This is a genomic window from Rouxiella badensis, from assembly GCF_026967515.2.
In the GTDB taxonomy this organism is placed as follows: domain Bacteria; phylum Pseudomonadota; class Gammaproteobacteria; order Enterobacterales; family Enterobacteriaceae; genus Rouxiella; species Rouxiella badensis.
In genome coordinates, this window is the sequence record NZ_CP114062.1 from 4763418 (window position 1) to 4787954 (window position 24537).

The window sequence follows — 24537 nt, forward strand, 5'->3', positions numbered from 1 at the left end:
ACGGCCTCAGGGTTTGTTCCACTGATTCTCGAACCAGCTTTCGAGGATGATAACCGCAGACGCCGCGTCAACGCTGCCTTTATCCAGGGCGCGGAAACCGCCTCGCTCAAACAGGTCGGCACGCGCCTCTACGGTACTTAGACGCTCATCGTGCAGCTCCACCTGCACGCCAAAGCGGCCGTGCAGGCGGTTGGCAAACTTGCGGGCTCTGGCGGTTAAAGGTTGTTCGGTGCCGTCCATATTGAGAGGAAGCCCGACGATAACCAGATCGGGTTGCCACTCCTTGAGCAGCTTCTCGATTTTCTGCCAGTCGGGTGTGCCGTCCTGAGCTTTGAAAGAGGTCAACGGACGCGCGGTACCGGTGACCTCTTGGCCGATAGCCAGACCGATGCTTTTGGTGCCGAAGTCGAAGGCAAACAGCGTGCGATTGCCCATTATGCGTGGCCTGCGTGGGTCGCGAGTTGGCTGACTTCGATGCCGATCATTTTGGCCGCTTCACGCCAGCGTTCAGCGATAGGCGTTCTGAAAATGATGTCGCTGTTGGCTTCTATGGTCAGCCAGCTGTTGTTCAGCAGTTCCTGTTCGAGCTGGCCCTGCTCCCAGGCAGCGTAGCCCAGAGCAACCAACACGTCTTTAGGTTGATCTGGCGTACCCAGCGTTTCGAGCACGTCTTTTGACGTGGTAATCATTGTTTGATCGGAAATCTGAATGCTGGAGCCAAAATTGTTGCACGGCGTGTGGAGAATGAATCCACGATCGTCCGCCAGCGGGCCGCCAGAGAACACCGGCCTGTCGAGATTAATAGAAGGATCGCGCGGCGTCGGGTCGATGTCTAACTTGTCGAGCACGTTTTTAACCGTGAAGTCCTCGACCAGTTTATTGATCACCAGACCCATTGCGCCGTCTTCATTGTGCTCGCACACGTAGATAACCGAACGTTTGAACAGGGGTTCATCCAGTCCGGGCATGGCAATAAGAAAGTGATGCTGTAGGTTCATAAATTTTATATGCTTTTTCGGTAGGCTATAAAAATAATAGCAGGCGGCAAAGCGTCTTGCCGCCACAGATGGCAAATTAACGAGCGGCGAGGCGGGCTTCGATAGCGTCCATCAACATTCCGGTGATAGAGATATCCGGGAACGCAGCTTCGATTTCACGAACGCAGGTTGGGCTGGTGACGTTAATCTCGGTCAGACGATCGCCGATGATATCGAGACCGACAAAGATCAGGCCTTTTTTCTTCAGCGTAGGTGCCACGGTGCGTGCAATCGCCCAATCGCTTTCGCTCAGGGGGCGCGCTTCACCACGTCCACCGGCGGCCAGATTGCCACGGGTTTCGCCCTGGGACGGGATACGAGCCAGGCAATAAGGCACCGGTTCGCCGTCGACCACCAGTACACGTTTGTCGCCGTCTTTAATGGCTGGCAGATAGTTTTGCGCCATGCAGTAGCGGCTGCCGTGTTCGGTCAGGGTCTCGATAATGACCGAGACGTTGGCATCTTCAGGCTTCAGGCGGAAAATAGACGCGCCGCCCATGCCGTCGAGCGGCTTAAGGATGACGTCGCTATGTTCTTTATAGAATGTCTTCAGCTGCGAGGCGTTGCGGGTAACCAGCGTGTCCGGCGTCAGTTCAGGGAACCAGGCGGTGAACAGCTTCTCATTACAGTCGCGCAGGCTTTGCGGCTTGTTGACGATAAGCGTGCCTTTTTCTTCTGCGCGCTCAAGAATGTAGGTTGCGTAGATGAACTCGGTATCGAACGGGGGATCTTTACGCATCAGCACAACGTCGAGGTCTTGCAGGGCGATGTCCTGCTCGTCGCCAAACTGATACCAGCTTTCGTAATCTTGTTTGACCAGCAGCTTACGGGTCTGCGCACGGCCTTCGCCGCCGCGAAGATAAAGCGAGTTCATCTCCATGTAGTGCAGTTCATAGCCGCGACGCTGGGCTTCCAGCAACATGGCGAAGCTGGTGTCTTTCTTGATGTTGATGGACGAAATCGGGTCCATCACGATGCCAAGCTTAATCATCATCTCTCCTTTAGAGCCTGCTTCTAGCCCAGGTCGCCAAAACGCACCTGCAGGGCGGTGATGGCGGTGAGCGCTGTTGTTTCTGTGCGTAAAACGCGCGGTCCTAACAGGATATCAGTAAATCCGTAGCCCGTGGTCATCGCAATCTCATCGGCGGTCAGTCCGCCTTCAGGACCAATCAATAATCGCACATGTTCTACCGGTAGCGGCAGCGTATTGATGCTGTGGCTGGCACGAGGATGCAAATTAAGCTTAAGACTGTTGTCCTGCTCGGCGCACCATTGCTCCAGAGGCATCGCTTCACGTATCTCTGGCACGCGGTTGCGTCCACACTGTTCACAGGCGGCAATCGCGATTTTTTGCCACTGTTGCAGCTTTTTCGCCAGACGTTCACCGTCAAGCTTCACCCCGCAGCGCTCCGAAAACAGAGGCGTAATGGTATTAACGCCCAGTTCGATGGATTTCTGAATGGTAAATTCCATCTTCTCGCCGCGCGAAATAACCTGGCCCAGATGCAGATTAAGCGGCGATTCGTTATTAACCCACTCAGCGTCACCGAGCTGCACACGCACGCTCTTTTTGTCGACCTGAGTCAGGCTGGCTTCAAAGACCTGATTGGATCCGTCGAACAGCTGGATAAGCTGCCCCGGTTGCATGCGCAGTACACGGCCGACGTGATTTGCGGCGTCTTCGCTGAGGACAACTTCGCTATGCGCGCTCAGAAGCTCAGGATGAAAAATGCGGGGTATTCGCATGTGAGGCTGTGATCCTTTGATAAAAAAACAGCGCCGAGGCGCTATTAGGCAGCACGTTCGACCAGAGTACGGGGCGGAACGTGCATGACAGGCATTATAGGGAGATATAGTAGGTTAGCTGTTTCCCCGCTGGCAAGCCTGCTGAACATAGTTGTTGTGATTCCCCTGAATCGCGGCGATGCGATTATCGCGCTCACACTCCCATGGCGTCACGGGATACAGCTTATCCCAGGCGGTAAACAGCTGCGTTTGTTGACGCGACAGGTTCAGATGGTAACGGTCACGCATGTAGAAATAGGTGCGTGCAATAGCACCACGAGCGCGAGCAGGGGGTTCTGCAACCTTGTTTTTAAAATCGATCTTCATCTCACAGCGCCCGTATTGGGTCGCAGTTCCATTCCATTGGCCGTACTGGAAGTTATTGCGGTCGCCGTTAACCTCACCTATCGCGGGTTGCAAATTATGCAGGTCGGTTTCAATCTGGCGATAGCCCGCGTCTTTGGCGCAGTCCTTACGCCCGCCGTTCTGCCAGCACTGGCGCTGGTGTCCAAATTCCCATGCCGGGACCACGTGCTCCCACTCGATCCTGTCGGCGCGCTGGGCATTTTTACGCACACTGTAGCCGCACGACTGGAGGTCAGGCGTCCCTTTTTTGCCGCTCCAGCTCACCCTACAGCCGCAGTAAAAGGTCGGTGCATCGTGATTAACTTTAACCGCTGCAGCCTTCGCCTGGCTGAAGTTATTAATAGTAACGCCCTCGGTGGAGCGGCTAAATGCGTTAAAAGACGAGAGTGCAAAGAGGGGCAATAACAGCAAAATTTTACGAGACATATTCCAGAGCAGCCTGATATCCAAAGCGGGCAGGGTAGCGGATGTCAAACAGGCTATCAATGAGATAACTGATATATTTTAATGAGTTAAACGATTGGCTTAGTCGCGTCTTTAATGAGGGTGGGCGGCCTTGAAGCGCAGTAATGTTCCACAGTGGCTACAGCGATATTCAGCCTCTTGACGCAGGACTTTATTGTGGCGACGCACGGTGAGTTGATGGTCACGGCACTGGCAGACATAGGGATAGGTTTTGCTCTGTACCGAGGTCACGGTGAATTGGTGCGTGCGGCTGGCTGAGACCTCAAGCACGGATTCCATCATCCAGCGCCACTCCTTACCGTGTGGGGCCGCCGCGCGGCCAAAATGTTTATAGACCAGCAGGTGCGCGAGCTCGTGCGGCACAACTTCGTCTACGAACGCCTGTTGGTTTTCGAGCAACAAGACGGGATTGAGGCGAATTTGCCAGTATTGCAGGTACGCGGTACCCGCGCTGGTACCTCGTTGCTGATAGTTGAGTTCAGGTTCAGGATACGCGGTTTTGAGTTTCTGGTTGGCAAGCTGTAATTTCTCACGCAGGCAGCGCATTACGGCTTGTTGCAGGGCAATCGGGATTCTGGTGCTTTTCATCATTAAAGCATAAATCTGACGCCGAGGTTTGTGCAAGCGGATTGGGCCGTAAATAGCAAAGGCGCTCAATGAGCGCCTTTGCAGATTAATCAGCGGGAAGACTAGTCGCCAATGTTTTTCAGCGGTTTACCGCTCATCAGGTTGCGCTCGATGTGTTCCAGAGAAACGTTTTTAGTTTCCGGAATCAACGCCAGGGTGATGAAGATAAACACCAGGTTCAGACCGCCGTACACCCAGAAGGTGTTGGCATTGCCCAGGCTATCAAGCATGGTCAGGAAGGTTGCACCGACAATCATGTTGGCAATCCAGTTGGTCGCGGTTGATACGGTGATACCAAAATCGCGGCCCTTAAGCGGCTGGATTTCAGAACACAGGACCCAAATCAGCGGACCCGCACTCATCGCAAAGCCAACGATAAACATCAGCAGCATCGCAATGGAGAAGTATTTCGCGCCCATGGATTCGACGCCAACGTGCAGCATTGTGCCCAACACGCCCATACCGACGGCCATAACCAAGAAGCCCAGAATCAGGGTCGGTTTACGGCCCCAACGGTCAACCAGACCGATGGCGATAAAGGTCGCCAGAACGTTGACCAGACCGACGATTACCGTGCCCCACATCTGCTCGGCGTTGCTTGCGAACCCGGCCAGACCGAAGATTTTCGGTGCGTAGTACATGATGACGTTCATACCGGTGAACTGCTGCATAACCTGAAGCAGAATGCCGAGATAAACCGCGCGGCGGAAGTTTTTGTTGTTGGTGAACAGTGCCCAGCCGCTTTGTTTTACCTTCAGACTTTCGCGGATTTCGTTCAGTTCGTTTTTAGCCTGCTCGCTGGTATCACGCAGTTTTTCGAGTACGCGACGCGCTTTCTCGTCGTTACCGCGAGCCGCCAGCCAACGTGGGCTGTCTGGCAGGAAGAATACGCCAATCAGCAGCAGCAGGGCAGGGATGGTGATCACGCCCAGCATCCAGCGCCATGAGCCGGTGTAGCTCAGGCCGGTGTCGGAAAGGTAGGCCGCCAGAATACCGATGGTAATCATCAACTGGTACATGGAGATCATGCTGCCACGAATTTTTTCTGGAGCAATTTCAGAAAGATACAAAGGCGCAGTGTAAGATGCCACGCCAACCGCCAGACCCAGCAGCACGCGAGCGATAATCAAAACTTCGGTATTGGGCGCCAATGCAGAAGCCAGCGAGCCGAGCACGAACAGTACCGCACCGATCATCAGGCTATACTTACGGCCAATACGGAAGTTCATCCAGCCACTGCCTACGGCACCCACGGCTGCACCGAACATCATGGAACTTACCACCCACTCCTGCTCGTGGCTGGAAATCTGAAAATCGTGACTAATAAAGGGTAATGCGCCTGCGATTACGCCGATGTCCAGACCGAATAGCAGCCCAGCCAATGCGGCGAGAAAACAGACAAAAAAAGTCACACTCTTATTAGAGCGCTTCTCTGCCTTATATGACGTTGAGATACTCATCCTGCCTCCAAAATGACAATAATGCTTAGCCTGATATGTTATTTGCCCTTAAAGCCCCAAAAAGTGCGCCAGATCACAGTGTTGTAATCGCTTACACTTATTCCGAGGTGGAGAAACGTATATTGGCGAGCTTTTGTAATACTTTGTTTAGGTGGGCGCGTTAGCGGTTAAAGGTTTTAGTATATCCAATGATTTAAAGCAATCAATTGTTGTTTAACTGTTATTTACTATTGCTGTAATTATCTAATTCGTAAGAACTTATAATCTGTAACCGCTTTCATTTTGAGGCGATTCCGAAAGACCTTCAAATATAAAAAAACCCCGCCACTAGGGCAGGGTTCTTTCTCATTCAGGCGATTAGCCCAAACTTATTTCAGACCGGCAGCTTCACGAAGCTGAGCGGCTTTGTCGGTTTTTTCCCATGGGAAATGTTCGCGACCGAAGTGACCGTATGCAGCCGTCTCTTTATAGATTGGGTGCAGTAGGTCAAGCATCTGAATCAGGCCATAGGGACGCAGGTCAAAGAACTCGCGTACCAGCAGGGTCAGTTGCTCGGTAGGCACTTTCTCGGTACCGAAGGTTTCAACCATGATGGAAGTCGGTTCTGCAACGCCGATAGCGTAAGAAACCTGAATTTCACAACGGTCAGCCAGACCAGCAGCAACGATGTTTTTCGCAACGTAGCGAGCTGCATAGGCCGCAGAACGGTCAACCTTCGAAGGGTCTTTACCAGAGAATGCACCGCCACCGTGGCGCGCCATACCGCCGTAGGTATCAACGATGATTTTACGACCGGTCAGACCACAGTCACCCATTGGGCCACCGATAACGAAACGGCCAGTCGGGTTAATGTGGTATTTGGTCGAAGCATTCAGCCATTCGCTCGGCAGAACTGGCTTGATTATCTCTTCCATCACCGCTTCTTGCAGGTCTTTCAGATTCACGTCTTCAGAGTGCTGAGTCGACAGAACGACCGCGTCAATACCGACAATTTTACCGTCGTCATATTGGAAGGTGATCTGGCTTTTCGCATCTGGACGCAGCCAAGGCAGTGAACCTGATTTACGTACGGCGGCCTGCTGCTGCACCAGACGGTGAGCGTAAGTAACTGGTGCTGGCATCAGCACGTCGGTTTCGTTGGTTGCATAACCAAACATCAGACCCTGGTCGCCCGCACCTTGCTCCAGCGGATCGCTGCGGTCAACACCCTGATTAATATCAGGAGATTGTTTACCAATAGCGCTCAACACGGCACAAGAGTTCGCGTCGAAGCCCATCTCGGAGTTGATGTAGCCGATTTCACGCACGGTATTACGGGTGATTTCTTCGATATCAACCCACGCACTGGTAGTCACTTCGCCACCCACTAAAACCATACCGGTTTTAACGTAGGTCTCACACGCCACGCGCGCTTTTGGATCTTGTTCTAAAATCGCGTCGAGAACGGCATCAGAGATTTGGTCAGCGATTTTGTCTGGATGTCCTTCTGAAACAGATTCGGACGTAAAGAGGTGTTTAGCCATTATCTTCTTTACCTTTCATACGACGGTTAGAGACTGCTGCCAAACCAGGCAGCTTGAAAATAGGACAGATTTTGAGCCCATCCCTGAAGCCGTTTGACGGTGGGTCAGAGTAGACGGATTAACATCTGGATGGCTATTTTAGGCTAGCTTGTCAGGTGATTGCCAGCCCTTTTTTACTGCACCCATATTCATATTGTGCCGGATTTGCGTGATATTCACTGTTCGAAACAGCTTTCACCTTATTTTCATTTTGCATTTTTACAGGGTTCTCGGTATAAACGCCCCCGCGCTGGCATGTTTCATTCAGAAGCGATTTACGCAGCGTATTCCAGTAATTACTGTTCTCTTTATGCCCTATATGGCCGGATGTCCGCATGATTTGCGTGGCACCTGTGGAGGTGGTTAGGTTAATGACCCACTTTTTACCGCTTGTTACATTTCAACAGCATCCTCAGCAGACGCATTTAATTTCTGCGTCCCACCACTGTGAAAAAATTCTGTCATCTATCCGATGCTATAAACAGCGTGTCTCTACACCGCATGTATATAGACAGGTCAGCGACAGACATTTTGGCGCTACTCAAGATTCCAGGGCCGGTTAACCGCCCTTTCCTGAAAAAATTTTGATGTAGCCTGCGACTTTTGGGGCGTGTGTCCCATGGTTTCCCCGACTCGTTTCACGGAGTCTGACAACGTGATTTACAATTATATGAGTGATCAACTTTGCTATAGGGTTGAGGCACCGAATTTTGTTCGGCGTTTCTCGGCTTTGTCTGGGTTGTTCTCACCTGTTGTTACTGCGATAGTGGCTGGCCATGCTGTCAGTGTAGAAAAGGGTATTAACTATGTCTGATGACATGCAGTCCCACCGTCCGTCTCATGCGGGCGACAGTGTTTCTTTGCGCTCCATGCAGGAGGTTGCCGTGAACGACCGTGATGCCAGCAAAATGCTGCGCACTTACAATGTTGCCTATTGGGGTAACAATTACTACGACGTCAATGAGCTTGGCCACATTAGCGTATGTCCGGATCCGGACGTGCCTGCGGCCCGCGTAGACCTGGCCCAGCTGGTTAAAGACATGCGTGAACAGGACGGCCAACGTCTTCCCGCGTTGTTCTGTTTCCCACAAATTCTGCAACACCGTCTGCGCTCGATTAACGCCGCGTTTAAACGCGCGCGCGAATCATTTGGCTATGAGGGTGACTATTTCCTGGTTTATCCCATCAAGGTAAACCAGCACCGTCGCGTCATCGAATCACTGGTTGAATCCGGTGAGCCGCTGGGCCTTGAGGCCGGTTCTAAAGCCGAGCTGATGGCCGTACTGGCGCACGCCGGTATGACCCGTTCGGTGATTGTCTGTAACGGCTATAAAGACCGTGAATACATCCGTCTGGCGCTGATTGGCGAGAAGCTGGGTCACAAGGTTTATCTGGTCATCGAGAAGATGAGCGAGATTAAGCTGGTGCTGGAAGAAGCCGAGCGTCTGAACGTTATCCCGCGTCTGGGCGTACGTGCGCGTCTGTCTTCTCAGGGTTCCGGCAAGTGGCAGTCGAGCGGCGGCGAGAAATCTAAGTTCGGTCTGGCGGCGGCACAGGTGCTGCAACTGGTCGAGATGCTGCGCGAAGCGGGGCGTCTTGAAAGTCTGCAACTGCTGCACTTCCACTTGGGTTCGCAGTTGGCCAACATCCGCGACATCGCCACTGGCGTCCGTGAGTCGGCGCGTTTCTACGTTGAACTGCACAAGCTTGGCGTGAACATTCAGTGCTTCGACGTCGGCGGCGGCTTGGGCGTCGACTACGAAGGGACTCGTTCCCAGTCTGATTGCTCGGTCAACTATGGCCTGAACGAATACGCCAACAACGTTATCTGGGGTATTGGTGATGCCTGTAACGAACACGGCCTGCCGCACCCTACGGTCATCACCGAGTCTGGCCGTGCGGTTACCGCGCACCACACCGTGCTGGTGTCCAACGTTATCGGCGTTGAGCGCAACGAGTTTACTCCGCCAGTTGCCCCTGCTGCCGATGCGCCGCGCGCGCTGCTGAGCATGTGGGATACCTGGAACGAGATGCACGATCCTGAAAACCGTCGTTCGCTGCGTGAGTGGCTGCACGACTGCCAGATGGACCTGCACGACGTTCACTCGCAGTACGCGCACGGTATTCTGGACCTGACTCAGCGCGCCTGGGCGGAAGAGATCTACCTGAATATCTGCAACATGATTCAGCAGCAGCTTGACCCGAGCAACCGTGCGCACCGTCCAATCATTGACGAGCTACAGGAACGCATGGCCGATAAGCTGTACGTTAACTTCTCGCTGTTCCAGTCAATGCCGGACGCGTGGGGTATCGATCAGCTGTTCCCGGTGCTGCCGTTGGAAGGCCTCGACAAGCCACCGGTTGGCCGCGCCGTGCTGCTCGACATTACCTGTGACTCCGACGGGATTATCGACCACTATGTTGACGGCGACGGCGTAGCAACGACCATGCCGATGCCGCCTTATGATCCGGAAAATCCTCCGGCGTTGGGCTTCTTTATGGTTGGTGCTTACCAGGAAATCCTTGGCAACATGCACAACCTGTTCGGTGATACTGCTGCGGTAGACGTGTTTGTCTTCCCTGACGGCACCATCGAAGTCCAGCAGTCTGACGAAGGCGACACCGTGGCCGACATGCTCGAATACGTACAGTTGGACCCGAACGTACTGCTGGCCCGCTTCCGCGATCAGGTTAAAGAAACCGATCTCGACGCCGACCTGCAGCTGCAGTTCATCGAAGAGTTCGAGAGCGGTCTCTACGGTTATACCTATTTAGAAGACGAATAAGTTAAGAACAGCCTCGCCGAACATCGCTCGTGCGAGGCTTTATATAAGGATAAGTCATGAGCACTTTGGGACATAAGTTTGATAACTCGCTGGTTTCCAACGCGTTTGGTTTTCTGCGTTTCCCGGTTAATTTCGAACCGTACGACAGCGATGCCGAGTGGGTGATCACCGGTATTCCTTTCGACATGGCGACTTCTGGTCGTTCAGGTTCGCGTCTGGGCCCGGCGGCTATCCGTCAGGTATCCGTCAATCTTGCGTGGGAAGGCAAGCGCTGGCCGTGGGATTTCGACCTGCGTGAGCGCCTGAATGTGGTTGACTGCGGCGACGTAGTTTACGAGTTCGGTGATGCACAGAGCTTGGTCAACAATCTTGAAGAGCACGCCGACAAGCTGCTGGCCTCCGGCAAACGCATGCTGTCCTTCGGCGGTGACCACTTTGTGACGCTGCCGCTGCTGCGCTCGCACTTCAAGAAATTCGGCAAGATGGCGCTGGTTCACTTCGATGCGCACACCGATACCTACTCCAACGGCAGCAAATTCGACCACGGCACCATGTTCTATCATGCGCCGAAAGAAGGGCTAATCTCTGCCGAGAACTCGGTGCAGATTGGTATCCGTACCGAGTTCGACAAAGATCTCGGTTTCACCGTTCTCGACGCCGCTCAGGTCAATGACCGCACCGTTGACGATATTTTGGCGCAGGTTAAGCAGATTGTTGGTGACCTGCCGGTGTATCTGAGCTTCGACATCGACTGTCTGGACCCGGCGCACGCGCCTGGCACCGGTACGCCAGTGATCGGCGGCCTGACCTCTGACCGTGCGCTGAAGCTGGTTCGCGGCCTGAAGAATCTGGACCTCGACATCGTGGGTATGGACATCGTTGAAGTTGCCCCAGCCTACGACCAGTCTGACATCACTGCGCTGGCCGCGGCGACGCTGGCCCTGGAAATGCTTCACGTGCAGGCGGATAAAAAAGGCGCGTAAGCGTTTTAACCTTCTGACTAACACGTACACGAGACCCGGCATTGCCGGGTCTTTTTGTTTCTTTCTGTCTCGATCCCGCACCGATATTTATAAAACCGCAGCGAAAACAACATCTCCTTATAAGCCGTGTGCCGTGATTGGTTTTTAACAGCGGGGGCGATATAGTTGGGTAGACTAAACACTCTCTGCCCAAAGCGCTTGTTTTCTGAAGTGTGTCCCGTGCAGTAATAGAGATTGCCGTTTTAATACGTAGTCTGAGAAAATGATTTTTTCGACTGCTTTTTTAATCCGACCTGGAGTAGAACATGTCCTCTCGTAAAGAGCTTGCGAACGCTATCCGCGCACTCAGCATGGACGCCGTGCAGAAAGCGAATTCCGGCCACCCTGGTGCCCCTATGGGCATGGCCGACATCGCCGAAGTCCTGTGGCGTGATTACCTGAACCACAACCCGACCAACCCACACTGGGCCGACCGCGACCGCTTCGTGCTGTCAAACGGTCACGGGTCGATGCTGATTTACAGCCTGCTTCACCTCACCGGCTATGACCTGCCTATCACCGAGTTGGAAAACTTCCGTCAGCTGCACTCCAAGACCCCAGGTCACCCGGAGTACGGCTACACCCCAGGCGTTGAAACCACCACCGGCCCGCTGGGTCAGGGTATTGCGAACGCCGTGGGCTTTGCGATTGCAGAACGCACCCTGGCGGCGCAGTTCAACCGTGAAAACCACGATATCGTCAACCACCACACCTACGCCTTCCTGGGCGACGGCTGTATGATGGAAGGTATCTCGCACGAAGCCTGTTCACTCGCCGGTACCATGAAGCTCGGCAAACTGACCGCGTTCTACGATGACAACGGCATCTCCATCGACGGCCACGTAGAAGGCTGGTTCACCGACGATACCGCGGCACGTTTCGAATCCTACGGCTGGCACGTTGTGCGTCACGTAGACGGCCACGATCCGGTTGCTATCAAGGCGGCTATCGAAGAAGCACACGCTGTTACCGACAAACCTTCACTGCTGATGTGCAAAACCATCATTGGTTTCGGTTCACCGAACAAGGCCGGTACACATGAAGTGCACGGCGCTGCGCTGGGTGCTGCCGAAGTGGCCGCCACTCGCGAAGCCATCGGCTGGAAATACGCTGCCTTCGAAATTCCTCAGGAGATCTACGCCCAGTGGGACGCGAAAGAAGCAGGTCAGGCGAAAGAGTCTGCCTGGGACAAGAAGTTCGCCGCCTATGCGAAAGCGCATCCAGAACTGGCTGCCGAGTTCGAACGCCGCGTGAATGGCAAGCTGCCGGCCGATTGGGAAGCGCAGTCTCAGAAATTCATTGAAGAACTGCAGGCCAAGCCCGCTAACATCGCCAGCCGCAAGGCATCGCAGAACGCGCTGGAAGCTTTCGGTAAGGTTCTGCCGGAATTCCTGGGCGGCTCCGCTGACCTGGCACCGAGCAACCTGACCATGTGGTCTGGCTCACGTTCTATCGGCGACGATAACGCAGGTAACTACATTCACTACGGCGTGCGCGAGTTCGGCATGACCGCAATCAGCAACGGTATTGCGCTGCACGGCGGTTTCCTGCCTTACACCGCAACCTTCCTGATGTTCGTGGAATACGCGCGTAACGCCGCACGTATGGCCGCGCTGATGAAAATCCGCAACGTGTTTGTTTACACCCACGACTCTATCGGTCTGGGCGAAGACGGCCCGACGCACCAGCCGGTTGAACAGCTGGCCAGCCTGCGTGTGACCCCGAACATGAGCCTGTGGCGTCCAGCCGACCAGGTTGAGTCTGCGGTAGCGTGGAAATACGCTATCGAGCGCAACGACGGTCCGACGACCCTGATCTTCTCCCGTCAGAACCTGACCCAGCAACCGCGTACCGCCGAGCAGCTGGCGAACGTGGCGCGCGGGGGGTATATCCTGAAGGACAGCGAAGGTACGCCAGAGGTTATCCTGATTGCGACCGGTTCTGAAGTGGGTATCACTGTAGAAGCGGCCGACAAGCTGGCCGCGGCGGGCACCAAAGTGCGCGTGGTCTCTCTGCCGTCCACCGACGCGTTCGACAAGCAGGACGCCGCTTACCGCGAATCAGTGCTGCCGAAAGCCGTTGCCGCGCGCGTTGCGGTTGAAGCGGGTATCGCGGACTACTGGTACAAATACGTTGGCCTGAACGGCGCAATCGTCGGTATGACCACCTTCGGTGAGTCAGCGCCTGCGGACTTGTTGTTTAAAGAGTTCGGGTTCACGGTGGATAATATTGTTGCGAAGGCGCAATCCCTTCTTAAGTAATTACTTTTTATTGCAAAATTGCTTTTTAAGGCAGTGATAAAGGCCTCGGTGAAAACCGGGGCTTTTTTTGTGCTGGGCGCACGGCCTGGGGGGGACGGCGGTGATCGGGCGGCTGCCTAACCTGCCTTGAGGTCAACGCCCTTTAACTCCGAGGTGCTTTTCCGATTTGAAAAACACAAAGAATTTTGGTCTGACCGTGCGTGCTTTTGACCTTAAAGACTTTAACCGCAAAAGCGGATCAGGGCCGCTGCCCCATAAACCCCAAAAGCAGCCCCAGTGCAGCATCCAGCCTCCATGGCATGTGCCTCTAACAAAAAAAATTGCCATTTAAGACACTATCCTTTACTTCCTAAAAATTGATTTTTAAGAAAAGCCCAGGGCGACTCTCGCTCCAAAATTTTTGCAATAAAAAACTCTCCCTCTGATTTGCATCAAACCCTCCACAAAAGCTTTTTAATAAAATAACGCCCACGTTAGGAAAAAAAAGGAATAATCAGGCGTTTTTTTCATCAATCGCATGCGGGAGTGCGTCAAATTGCACCGAAATATTTCCTTTGCACAAAGTTTGGTTTATGCTCGGCTGAACCGTTTCAGTTAGGGTTATTTTGGCGAACGTCGCAGGATAGTCGTAAACGTGTTTGAATGTTGTTGGGGTATAGCGTTCTGAATTGCAGCCAATCAGGTGCAATGATGATTCACCGCAAAGGCGCACTGCATTACTATAGGGTTATCGTAATTAGGTAACAACCGTGTAACAGGGAGAAGTATGCCAATACGTATCGCAATTAATGGCTTTGGTCGCATTGGCCGTAGCGTATTGCGCGCTTTATACGAATCTGGTCGCCGTGCAGAAATTAGCGTCGTGGCAATCAACGAACTCGCCAGCCCTGAAGGAATGGCACATCTGTTGAAATACGACTCCAGCCATGGCCGTTTCGCCTGGGATGTGCGCCAGGAAGGTGATGTGCTCTCCGTAGGTGACGACACCATCCGACTGCTGCATCAGCCCGACGCCAGCCAACTCCCCTGGGGCGAACTGAGCATTGACGTGGTGCTCGACTGCACTGGCGTGTTCGGCAGTCGACAAGACGGGGAGGCCCAGCTTGCCGCGGGTGCGAAAAAAATCCTGTTTGCCCATCCTGGCGGACATGACCTCGATGCCACCGTCGTCTACGGCGTAAATCATCACCTGCTCGAACGTGAGCACCGCATCGTTTCAAATGCCTCCTGTACCACCAACTGTATTATTCCCATTATCAAACTTCTGGACGACGCGTTCGATATCGAATTCGGCACAGTCACGACCATTCACTCTGCGATGCATGACCAGCCGGTAATCGACGCCTACCATCCGGACTTACGCCGTACCCGCGCAGCCAGTCAGTCAATTATTCCTGTTGATACTAAACTGTCAGCCGGAATTACCCGCATCATGCCCAAGTTTTGTGACCGCTTTGAGGCGATTTCGGTGCGTGTTCCCACTATCAACGTTACCGCTATCGACCTGAGCGTTTTTGTTTCCGAAAAGGTTGACGTTGAGCAGGTCAACCAACTGCTGCAAAAGGCATCGAATGGTGCATTTCGTGGTATTGTTGACTATACCGAACTACCATTAGTTTCTACCGATTTTAACCATGACCCGCATAGCGCCATCGTCGATGGTACGCAAACTCGGGTCAGTGGTCAGCGCCTGATTAAGACTCTGGTCTGGTGCGACAATGAGTGGGGTTTCGCCAACAGGATGTTGGACACGACGTTGGCGATGTCCGCAAGCGGTTTCTAGTAAGGCAAATCAGCCACGGCTGGTCGGCCCTCAAGCAACTTTAAAAAGAATCAACGAGAAGAGGATTCACCATGTCTGTAATTAAGATGAGCGATCTGGATTTAGCAGGAAAGCGTGTACTGATCCGTGCGGACCTTAACGTACCGATTAAAGACGGTAAAGTGACGTCCGATGCACGTATCCGTGCCTCTTTACCTACCATCGAAACGGCCCTGAAGCAGGGTGCACGCGTGATGGTGACCTCGCATCTTGGTCGTCCTACCGAAGGCGAATATAACGAAGAATTTTCTCTGCTGCCGGTTGTTAACTATCTGAAAGACAAGCTGGGTTCAAAAGTTCGCCTGGCGAAAGATTATCTCGACGGTGTTGATATTGCTGAGGGTGAGCTGGTCGTTCTGGAAAACGTTCGCTTCAACAAAGGCGAAAAGAAAGACGACGAAACGCTTTCTAAAAAATATGCTGCGCTGTGTGACGTGTATGTCATGGACGCTTTTGGTACTGCGCACCGCGCTCAGGCATCGACTCACGGCGTGGGCAAGTTCGCGCCAATCGCCTGTGCAGGTCCACTGCTGTCCGCCGAACTCGAAGCTCTGGGCAAAGCGCTGGGCAACCCTGCGCGCCCAATGGTTGCTATCGTGGGCGGGTCTAAGGTTTCTACCAAGCTGACCGTTCTTGAGTCTCTGTCCAAAATCGCTGACCAGCTGATCGTGGGCGGCGGTATCGCCAACACCTTCGTGGCGGCGCAAGGCCATAATGTCGGCAAATCACTGTACGAAGCAGACCTGGTGGACACCGCCAAAAAACTGCTGAAGACCTGTGATATTCCGGTTCCAACCGACGTTCGCGTAGCAACCGAGTTTTCTGAAACCGCGACCGCTACCCTGAAATCTACCAGCGATATCAAAGACGAAGAGCAGATTCTGGATATGGGCGACGTGTCTGCACAGCGTCTGGCCGAGATCCTGAAAAACGCCAAAACCATTCTGTGGAATGGTCCAGTTGGCGTATTCGAGTTCCCTAACTTCCGTAAAGGGACCGAAATTGTGGCGCACGCCATTGCCGATAGCGATGCTTTCTCAATCGCAGGCGGCGGCGACACGCTGGCAGCTATCGACCTGTTCGGTATTGCCGACAAAATCTCCTACATCTCTACCGGTGGTGGCGCCTTCCTTGAGTTCGTTGAAGGGAAAGAGCTGCCAGCCGTTGTGATGCTGGAAGAGCGTGCTAAAAAGTAATAATCCAGGGCAGATGAGGTTGCTCGTCTGCCCACGCTATATTTTTTAATCCGATTCAATCCATCTACGACCGACGATACAGGACAACGTAATATGTCTAAAATTTTTGATTTCGTAAAACCTGGTGTTATCACTGGTGATGACGTTCAGAAAGTATTCGCAGTAGCTAAAGAAAATGCGTTTGCTCTCCCGGCAGTAAACTGTGTAGGTACCGACTCCATCAACGCCGCTCTCGAAGCCGCTGCGAAAGTGAAAGGTCCAATCATTATTCAGTTCTCTAACGGCGGTGCTGCGTTTATCGCGGGTAAAGGTCTGAAAACTGATGTGCCACAGGGCGCGGCAATTCTGGGCGCTATTTCAGGCGCACGTCACGTACACCTGATGGCTGAACACTACGGCGTGCCGGTTATTCTGCACACCGACCACGCAGCGAAGAAACTGCTGCCTTGGATCGACGGCCTGCTGGACGAAGGCGAAAAACACTTCAAAGCGACCGGTAAACCACTGTTCTCTTCTCACATGATCGACCTGTCAGAAGAATCACTGGAAGAAAATATCGAGATTTCAAGCAAGTATCTGGCACGTATGGCCAAGATCGACATGACGCTGGAAATCGAACTGGGTTGCACCGGCGGTGAAGAAGACGGCGTTGACAACAGCCACATGGACGCTTCTGCGCTGTACACCCAGCCAGAAGACGTTGATTACGCTTATGAAAAACTGAACGCTATCAGCCCACGCTTCACCATTGCGGCGTCCTTCGGTAACGTTCACGGCGTGTACAAGCCAGGCAACGTTAAACTGACTCCAACCATCCTGCGTGACTCTCAGAATTACGTCAGCAAGAAACACAACCTGCCGCACAACTCCCTGGACTTCGTGTTCCACGGTGGTTCAGGTTCTTCTGCTGCCGAAATCAAAGAGTCCATCAGCTACGGTGTTATCAAAATGAACATCGATACTGATACTCAGTGGGCTAACTGGGACGGTATTCTTCAGTACTACAAAAAGAACGAAGCTTACCTGCAGGCGCAGTTGGGTAACCCTGAAGGCGCTGACAAGCCGAACAAGAAGTACTACGATCCACGCGTATGGCTGCGCGCTGCTCAGTCCTCTATGGTGACCCGTCTGGAACAGGCTTTCGAAGAGCTGAACGACGTTAACCGTCTGTAATTCAGACTGACTTTTCATGCCGCTCAGGCAAGAAAAAACAAAAGGGCCCTTGAGGGGCCCTTTTTTATGACTCTGATAAGCGGTCCGTTTACATCCAGTTGGCGACTATCTTCTGATATTCGCCGGTGGCGCCTGCCAGATGAAGCCACTGATCGACATACAGTTTCCAGCTAATGTCATCGGTTGGCAGCATGTAAGACTTCTCACCGTATTGCATCGGTTTGTCGGGATTAACCGCGCACAGGGAAGGGTGCGACTTCTTCTGGTACAGCGCCTCTGAGGCTTCAGTCACCATCACATCGGCCTGGTTATCGACCAACTGCTGGAAGATCCCGGCGTTATCGTGAGAGAGCGTCAGCGTACTTTTCGGCAGGAAAGCATGGGCGAACGCCTCATTGGTGCCACCCGCCGGTTCGATCACGCGTACCGAGGGGTTATTGATCTGTTCGAGAGTCTGATACTTTTTCACGTCGGTGCAGCGTACTAGCGGGATTTTCCCATCGACGTCCATTCTCTCGGCAAAAAATGCCTGCTGCTGACGTGCCAGCGTGACCGAAATACCGCCCATCGCGATATCGCATTTGCCCGCGACCAGATCGGGTGTCAGCGTTTTCCAGGTCGATTTTACAAAGTTCACCTTCACACCCAGGCTCTTCGCCAGCGATTCCGCCATTGAGATATCTATCCCCTCATAGCTGCCGTCGGGTTTAAGAAAGGTATAAGGCTTGTAGTCGCCGGTAGTGCAGACGTTTAACGCGCCCTGTTTTACCACCGTTTGTAGATGCGATTCTGCGCTGGCGCTCCCGGCGGCAACCAGCAATACCCAAGGTAATAATTTTTTCATTTTGTCCCTGTCTCAGAGGTTATTGGTTTCTACAATCTTGCCCGTCGTGACGCTGTTTTTCTTTTTCTTCAAATGATAGCTAATCGCCAGCACCAGCAGCCAGACGGGGATCAGCCACACCGAAATCTGGATGCCCGGCGTCATAAACATAATCACCAAAATGCCGGCCAGGAACAGCAGGCAAAGGATATTGGTTAACGGATAGCCCAGGCTTGCAAAGCGCGTTTTTTGCCCGGCAGCGTGCATGGCGCGGCTGAATTTCAGGTGGGTAACGCTTATCATCGCCCAGTTGATCACCAGCGCCGAGACCACCAGTGACATTAGCAGTTCGAAGGCTTTGCCCGGCATCAGATAGTTGAGCAATACGCAGAGCGCCGTCACCAGCGCCGAGACGCTGAGCGCGTTCAGAGGAATACCGCGACGGTTAATCTTTAACAGCGAGGCCGGGGCGTTACCCTGTTTCGCCAGGCCAAACAGCATGCGGCTGTTGCTGAATACGCAGCTGTTATAAACAGAAAGTGCGGCGGAAAGCACGACGGCGTTGAGCAGCGTTGCGACCAGATTGCTGTTGAGCGCGTGGAAAATCAGAACGAACGGACTGCCGCCTTCGACGACTTTCTGCCATGGATAGAGTGACAACAGGACTGCCAGCGCGCCCACGTAGAACAGCAGGATGCGGTAGATCACCTGATTGGTGGCTTTCGGAATGCTTTTCTGTGGGTTATCGGCCTCGGCGGCGGTAATGCCGATAAGTTCGAGACCGCCAAATGAGAACATGATTACGGCCATCGCCATCACCAGTCCCTTGATTCCATTAGGGAAGAAGCCGCCGTGCTGCCACAGGTTTGCTACGCTTGCCTCAGGTCCGCCGTGTCCGCTGGCGAGCAACCATGCGCCAAAACCTATCATGCCGATAATCGCCGCAACTTTGATTATTGAAAACCAGAATTCGACTTCACCGTAGATTTTCACGCTGGTCATATTAATCACGTTAATGGCGACGAAGAAGACCCCGGCTGAGACCCAGGTCGGGATTTCAGGCCACCAGTATTGAACGTAGATGCCGACGGCGGTGAGCTCTGCCATGCTGACCAGCACATAAAGCACCCAGTAGTTCCAGCCTGAAACAAAACCGGCAAAGTGCCCCCAGTATTTGTTGGAAAAGTGGCTAAACGAGCCTGCGACCGGTTCGTGAACCACCATTTCGCCGAGCTGGCGCATGATAAAGAAGGCGATAATCCCAGCGATGGCGTAGCCCAGCAGCACGGAAGGGCCCGCCATTTTTATGGTTTGTGCTATCCCGAGAAACAGGCCGGTGCCGATAGCGCCGCCCAGAGCAATCAGCTGAATGTGGCGGTTTTTCAAGCCTCTTTGCAGCTGACCTTCTGACTGATTATGGTTGTCCATGCATTTTCCCCAAAGGTGTAAAAAGTTGTCTGCATGAGGAATAGCAATTCCTGGGCCAGTGACGGATTATTTAACGTCGAATTTTATTCAACTGCATGATAAATAGAGTTAATTATTTTTGTGGTTAATTCACAGGCTATGCATACAATACGGTTAGCATCCTAATGTTGCGCTTTTTACAGCGCTTTCGTGCACGGATTGAGCGGTTAATGCCTCTCTGGTGACTGATATGAACCATAAGGGTGCACCGCAATGTGCAAATCCGCGCGTGCGCGTCAGCCGCCTCAGAAATCTGTTATCATCAGTCCGATGACTTAGCTCGTGTCTCGACCCTTGTTTGTAACTCAACCCGTCAGGATAACCGCCGTTGAACAAGCCAAAATCCGTTACGCTCGATGATGTTGCCCGCCACGCAGGCGTCTCTTACCAGACGGTGTCTCGCGTGCTGAATCAGGCTGCACAGGTCTCGGAAAAAACGCGCGTCCGCGTTGAGGCGGCGATGAACGCGTTGAATTATGTGCCCAATCGGATGGCGCAACAGCTGGCGGGGAAACAGAGCTTTACCTTAGGTCTGGCGAGCACAAATCTGGCCTTGAACGCGCCTTCACAGGGGGCGTCGGCCATCAAGACGCGCGCCAGCCAACTGGGATATCACGTGGTAATCTCGATGGTGGAAGACTTGGATCTCCAGTCTTGCCGTGCCGCGGTGAATGAACTTATCGCCCAGCGGGTCGATGGGATCCTTGTCAACGTACCGCTGGAAACCGACAGCGCGTTGGCGGTCAAGCAATCCTGCGGCAATCTGCCGGTGCTATTTCTGGACGTCGACCCGAATGCTTCTCTGTTGAGTATCCTGTTTGATCCCAACGAAGGGGCGAGACAGGGTGTCGAACACCTTATTGGGCTCGGGCATCGTCAAATCGCTTTGCTGACCGGGCCGCTGGAGTCGGTTTCGGCGCGCCTGCGTTACGAGGGGTGGCTGTGTGGGTTAGCGAGTCACGGGCTTGAGCCTTTCGCCGTGCTGCACGGCGACTGGAGCTCGGCGTCGGGCTATCAGCTGGCGATGAGCCTGCTCAATCAGCCGCAGCGGCCCACGGCAATTCTGGTGGCCAACGACCAAATGGCGCTGGGGGTGCTGCGTGCGGCGCATCAGTCTGCGATATCGGTGCCAGAGCAGCTTTCCGTGGTGGGTTACGATGACACTGAAGACAGCGCCTATTTTCAGCCGCCGTTAACCACTATCGCGCAAGATTTCCGCCTCAGCGGGCGTGAGAGCGTCAATCGTATGGTGCAGATGCTGCAAAATCCGCAGCAGGCGACGCCTGACTCACTGCTGCTCAACACCACGCTCATGCTGCGCGATACCACCTCTGCCCCCGGCGAGACGGCGGACTCTGCTCAGTCACTGGCGCTAGAATTAAAACGCATCGCCCGCCAGTTGGAGCAACTTTGAGCCAACGCGTGCGGATCTGCGCTTGAAATTGTGATCCTCGTCGCCTTCTGAATCTCGGCTCCTTTACTTAATCTGGCTCTCCCCCCATTTTAAAAACATTAATGTGAGCGCATAACATTTTCGGGGAGTGACAATGAAGGTTGATACAGAACAGGCGACAAATCGGTTAAGCGCGGTATTGGCGCGACGTGACTGGGAAAACCCGGTCTGCACTCAGGTCAATCGCCTGCCTGCGCATCCACCGTTTCAAAGCTGGCGCGATACGGCCGAGGCCAGGTTGGACAAGCCTTCAACAAGCGCGCGGAGTCTTAACGGCCAGTGGGCGTTCAGCTATTTCAGCGCTCCCGAATCGGTGCCAGTGGCCTGGCTCGACGCCGACCTGCCAAACGCTGACGCCATTACGGTGCCGTCAAACTGGCAAATGGCTGGCTATGACGCGCCAATTTACACCAACGTTCAGTATCCAATTCCGGTGAATCCGCCGTTTGTGCCGCAGGAAAACCCGACCGGGTGTTATTCGCTCACATTTGAGGTTGAGGAAGCCTGGCGTGAACAGGGGCAGACGCGTGTCATCTTCGACGGTGTTAACTCGGCTTTTTATCTTTGGTGCAACGGGCAGTGGGTCGGTTATTCACAGGACAGTCGCTTACCGGCCGAATTTGACCTCAGCAACTTTTTGCACGCGGGCAGCAACCGTCTGGCGGTGATGGTTTTACGCTGGAGCGACGGCAGCTATCTCGAAGATCAGGATATGTGGCGCATGAGCGGTATTTTCCGTGACGTCAGCCTGCTGCATAAACCGGCAGTTCAACTGACCGACGTGCAGCTGCGCACCGTTCTTCACGCTGATTACCTGCTGGGTGAACTCGAGGCGAAGATGTCGGTGCGGACATCGGCCAGCCTCGCCGCCGCTCTGAAGGTGCAGGTTGAACTGTGGCACGGCGATCGGCGTGTCGGCGAAGAGGTTCAGCCGCTGGGCAGCGAAACTATCGACGAACGCGGGGCTTACTTTGATAAGGTCACGCTGCGCCTTGCCTTGAGCAAGCCCCTGCTGTGGAGCGCCGAGCAACCGAACCTTTATCGCGCCGTGATTTCCCTGCTTGATGCGGATAACACACTGATTGAGGCCGAGGCCTTTGACGTCGGTTTCCGTCAGGTTGAAATCAGTCAGGGGCTGCTCAAACTCAACGGCCAGCCGCTGCTGATTCGCGGGACCAACCGCCATGAGCATCATCCTGAGAAAGGGCAGGCTATCGACGAAGCGACCATGCTGAAAGATATCCTGTTGATGAAGCAGCATAACTTCAACGCGGTGCGCTGCTCCCATTACCCGAACCATCCGCTGTGGTACAAGCTGTGCGACCGCTACGGCCTGTACGTGGTCGATGAGGCGAACATTGAAACGCACGGCATGCAGCCGATGAATCGTCTGTCGGATGATCCGCTGTGGTTTAACGCCTTTAGCGAACGCGTCACCCGCATGGTGCAGCGCGACCGCAACCATCCTTGCATCATCATCTGGTCGCTGGGCAACGAGTCGGGCCACGGTTCCACACATGACGCGCTGTATCGCTGGATAAAATCCACCGATCCGAGCCGCCCTGTGCAGTATGAGGGCGGGGGAGCCAATACCGCGGCGACCGACATTATCTGCCCGATGTATGCCCGCGTAGATCAGGACCAGCCTTTTGACGCGGTGCCGAAGTGGTCTATCAAAAAGTGGATCGGCATGCCGGACGAGACGCGTCCGCTCATCCTCTGCGAATACGCTCATGCGATGGGCAACAGCCTCGGCGGTTTCGACAAATACTGGCAGGCGTTTCGCGACCATCCCCGTCTTCAGGGCGGATTCGTTTGGGACTGGGTTGACCAGAGCCTGACCCGCACCGGCGACGATGGCGTCAGCTATTGGGCCTACGGTGGTGATTTTGGCGACAAGCCAAACGATCGCCAGTTCTGCATGAACGGTCTGGTATTCCAGGACCGAACCCCCCATCCGGCGCTTTTCGAGGCGCAGCGTGCCCAGCAGTTCTTCCATTTTGAGCTGGTGAGTCATCATCCGCTGGTGGTGGAAATCCATAACGACAATCTGTTCCGCCGAACCGACAACGAGAGTCTGAACTGGCGCATTGAGCTGAACGGTGAAGCGCTGAGTTACGGCGAGGTGGCGCTGGATATCGCGCCGCAGGGCCGCCAGCGCATTACGCTGGGTGATATCCCTGCGGTCAGCAAGGCCGGTGAACTGTGGCTGAATATTGACATTGTGCAGCCAGAGGCAACCGCGTGGTCAGACGCCGGACATCGCAGCGCCTGGCATCAGTGGACGCTGCCGCGCGCGCTGAGCTTGCCAAAGATTTCACCAGAGCAGGGCAGTGCACCGGGGTTAACGCACAGCGACGATGGCATCATTATCACTCACGGCGGTCAGCGCTGGCAGTTCAACGCAAAAACCGGCCTGCTCGAACAGTGGTGGCAGGGAGAAGAGCCGCAGCTGCTGACACCGCTCTGTGACCAGTTTGTCCGCGCACCGCTGGATAACGATATTGGCGTGAGCGAAGCCACCCGCATCGACCCTAACGCCTGGGTTGAGCGTTGGAAGAAGGCCGGAATGTACGCGCTGGAAAGCCAGCTGCTGCATCTTGAGGTCAATCGTCTGGCCGAAGCGGTCATCGTTGAAACCGAACACGCCTTCCTTAACGACAACAAGGTCGCCCTGATTAGCCGCAAAACTTATCGCATTGGGACGCAGGGCGAACTGCATATCGACGCACGGGTTCAGGTGGCAAGCGATTTGCCGTCACCGGCGCGTATCGGCCTGACCTGTCAGCTGCGAGAGGTTGCCGCATCAGCCGAATGGCTGGGTCTCGGACCGCACGAGAACTATCCCGACAGGCAGCTGGCGGCGCAGTTCTCTCGCTGGCAGCTGCCGCTGGAGGCACTCTACACCCCTTACGTATTTCCTTCCGAAAACGGTTCGCGCGGCGGGACTCGTGAGCTGAATTACGGCCACTGGACGTTGCGCGGTGACTTCGCCTTTGGGGTGAGCCGCTTTGGTCTGAATCAGCTGATGGAAACCAGCCATCGCCATCTGTTGCAGGAAGAGGAGGGCACCTGGCTGAACGTCGATGCCTTCCGCATGGGGATTGGTGGCGATGATTCCTGGAGTCCCAGCGTCAGTCCGGAATATCTGCTGACGGCCGGTGAGTATCGCTATTCATTGAGCTGGTTGCGCAAGTAATGTTCGTTGCCCTGTCTGCACGCAAACAGCAAG

General features: G+C 54.2%; 18 protein-coding genes. 8 read left to right on the top strand and 10 right to left on the bottom strand.

All coding sequences use genetic code 11. The features are described 5' to 3' along the window. Positions 1-6: 6 nt before the first annotated feature. The 8 genes from ruvX to metK form a co-directional block, all read right to left on the bottom strand. Entirely contained in the window at positions 7-435 is a 429-nt protein-coding gene (ruvX, locus tag O1V65_RS22030; RefSeq protein WP_017491902.1) for a Holliday junction resolvase RuvX, read from the bottom strand. Beyond that, positions 435-998 (bottom strand): YqgE/AlgH family protein, encoded by a 564-nt coding sequence (locus O1V65_RS22035; RefSeq protein WP_017491903.1) that lies wholly within the window; start codon positions 996-998, stop codon positions 435-437. The genes ruvX and O1V65_RS22035 overlap by 1 nt, the downstream gene beginning before the upstream one ends. A gap of 76 nt (positions 999-1074) precedes the next feature. Continuing rightward, positions 1075-2028, bottom strand: a complete 954-nt coding sequence (gene gshB, locus O1V65_RS22040) for a glutathione synthase (protein WP_017491904.1) — start codon at positions 2026-2028, stop codon at positions 1075-1077. A gap of 23 nt (positions 2029-2051) precedes the next feature. Continuing rightward, entirely contained in the window at positions 2052-2783 is a 732-nt protein-coding gene (gene rsmE, locus O1V65_RS22045; protein WP_017491905.1) for a 16S rRNA (uracil(1498)-N(3))-methyltransferase, read from the bottom strand. A 114-nt stretch (positions 2784-2897) separates the two neighbouring features. Further along, a complete protein-coding gene (gene endA, locus O1V65_RS22050) occupies positions 2898-3614 on the bottom strand; it encodes a deoxyribonuclease I (RefSeq protein WP_017491906.1) in 717 nt (238 codons plus the stop codon). Positions 3615-3725: 111 nt separating this feature from the next. Further along, positions 3726-4241, bottom strand: a complete 516-nt coding sequence (locus O1V65_RS22055) for a SprT family zinc-dependent metalloprotease (RefSeq protein ID WP_026110536.1) — start codon at positions 4239-4241, stop codon at positions 3726-3728. A gap of 101 nt (positions 4242-4342) precedes the next feature. Continuing rightward, positions 4343-5740 carry a sugar porter family MFS transporter gene (locus O1V65_RS22060; protein ID WP_017491908.1) on the bottom strand — a complete coding sequence of 466 codons (1398 nt, stop codon included), beginning with the start codon at positions 5738-5740 and terminating at the stop codon, positions 4343-4345. 368 nt (positions 5741-6108) lie between these two features. Then, the gene (gene metK / locus O1V65_RS22065; RefSeq protein ID WP_017491909.1) at positions 6109-7263 is read right to left on the bottom strand and encodes a methionine adenosyltransferase; all 1155 of its coding nucleotides are present in this window, start codon (positions 7261-7263) and stop codon (positions 6109-6111) included. A gap of 845 nt (positions 7264-8108) precedes the next feature. Between metK and speA the strand changes: the two genes are divergently transcribed. From speA to fbaA, 6 genes are all read left to right on the top strand, one after another. Next, positions 8109-10088, top strand: coding sequence for a biosynthetic arginine decarboxylase (speA, locus tag O1V65_RS22070; protein ID WP_017491911.1), 1980 nt, complete (start codon positions 8109-8111; stop codon positions 10086-10088). 56 nt (positions 10089-10144) lie between these two features. Beyond that, entirely contained in the window at positions 10145-11071 is a 927-nt protein-coding gene (speB, locus tag O1V65_RS22075) for an agmatinase (protein ID WP_017491912.1), read from the top strand. A 305-nt stretch (positions 11072-11376) separates the two neighbouring features. Beyond that, positions 11377-13371, top strand: coding sequence for a transketolase (gene tkt, locus O1V65_RS22080; protein WP_165429781.1), 1995 nt, complete (start codon positions 11377-11379; stop codon positions 13369-13371). A gap of 766 nt (positions 13372-14137) precedes the next feature. Beyond that, entirely contained in the window at positions 14138-15154 is a 1017-nt protein-coding gene (epd, locus tag O1V65_RS22085; RefSeq protein ID WP_017494317.1) for an erythrose-4-phosphate dehydrogenase, read from the top strand. A 71-nt stretch (positions 15155-15225) separates the two neighbouring features. After that, on the top strand, positions 15226-16389 hold the full coding sequence (gene pgk, locus O1V65_RS22090) for a phosphoglycerate kinase (RefSeq protein ID WP_017494316.1): 1164 nt from the start codon (positions 15226-15228) through the stop codon (positions 16387-16389). Between the two features lie 93 nt (positions 16390-16482). Further along, positions 16483-17562 carry a class II fructose-bisphosphate aldolase gene (gene fbaA, locus O1V65_RS22095; protein WP_017494315.1) on the top strand — a complete coding sequence of 360 codons (1080 nt, stop codon included), beginning with the start codon at positions 16483-16485 and terminating at the stop codon, positions 17560-17562. A gap of 88 nt (positions 17563-17650) precedes the next feature. Here the strand turns inward: fbaA and O1V65_RS22100 are convergent, their stop codons facing one another. Together O1V65_RS22100 and O1V65_RS22105 are read right to left on the bottom strand one after the other, a co-directional pair. Beyond that, positions 17651-18406: a transporter substrate-binding domain-containing protein gene (locus tag O1V65_RS22100; protein ID WP_084912829.1), complete on the bottom strand. Its 756-nt coding sequence runs from the start codon at positions 18404-18406 to the stop codon at positions 17651-17653. 12 nt (positions 18407-18418) lie between these two features. Beyond that, positions 18419-19813 carry an amino acid permease gene (locus O1V65_RS22105; protein ID WP_084912830.1) on the bottom strand — a complete coding sequence of 465 codons (1395 nt, stop codon included), beginning with the start codon at positions 19811-19813 and terminating at the stop codon, positions 18419-18421. A 367-nt stretch (positions 19814-20180) separates the two neighbouring features. Between O1V65_RS22105 and O1V65_RS22110 the strand changes: the two genes are divergently transcribed. After that, positions 20181-21266 (top strand): LacI family DNA-binding transcriptional regulator, encoded by a 1086-nt coding sequence (locus O1V65_RS22110; RefSeq protein WP_017491312.1) that lies wholly within the window; start codon positions 20181-20183, stop codon positions 21264-21266. Positions 21267-21399: 133 nt separating this feature from the next. After that, complete coding sequence (locus O1V65_RS22115; RefSeq protein ID WP_084912832.1) at positions 21400-24504, top strand: beta-galactosidase; 3105 nt, start codon at positions 21400-21402, stop codon at positions 24502-24504. The last annotated feature ends 33 nt before the right edge of the window (positions 24505-24537 follow it).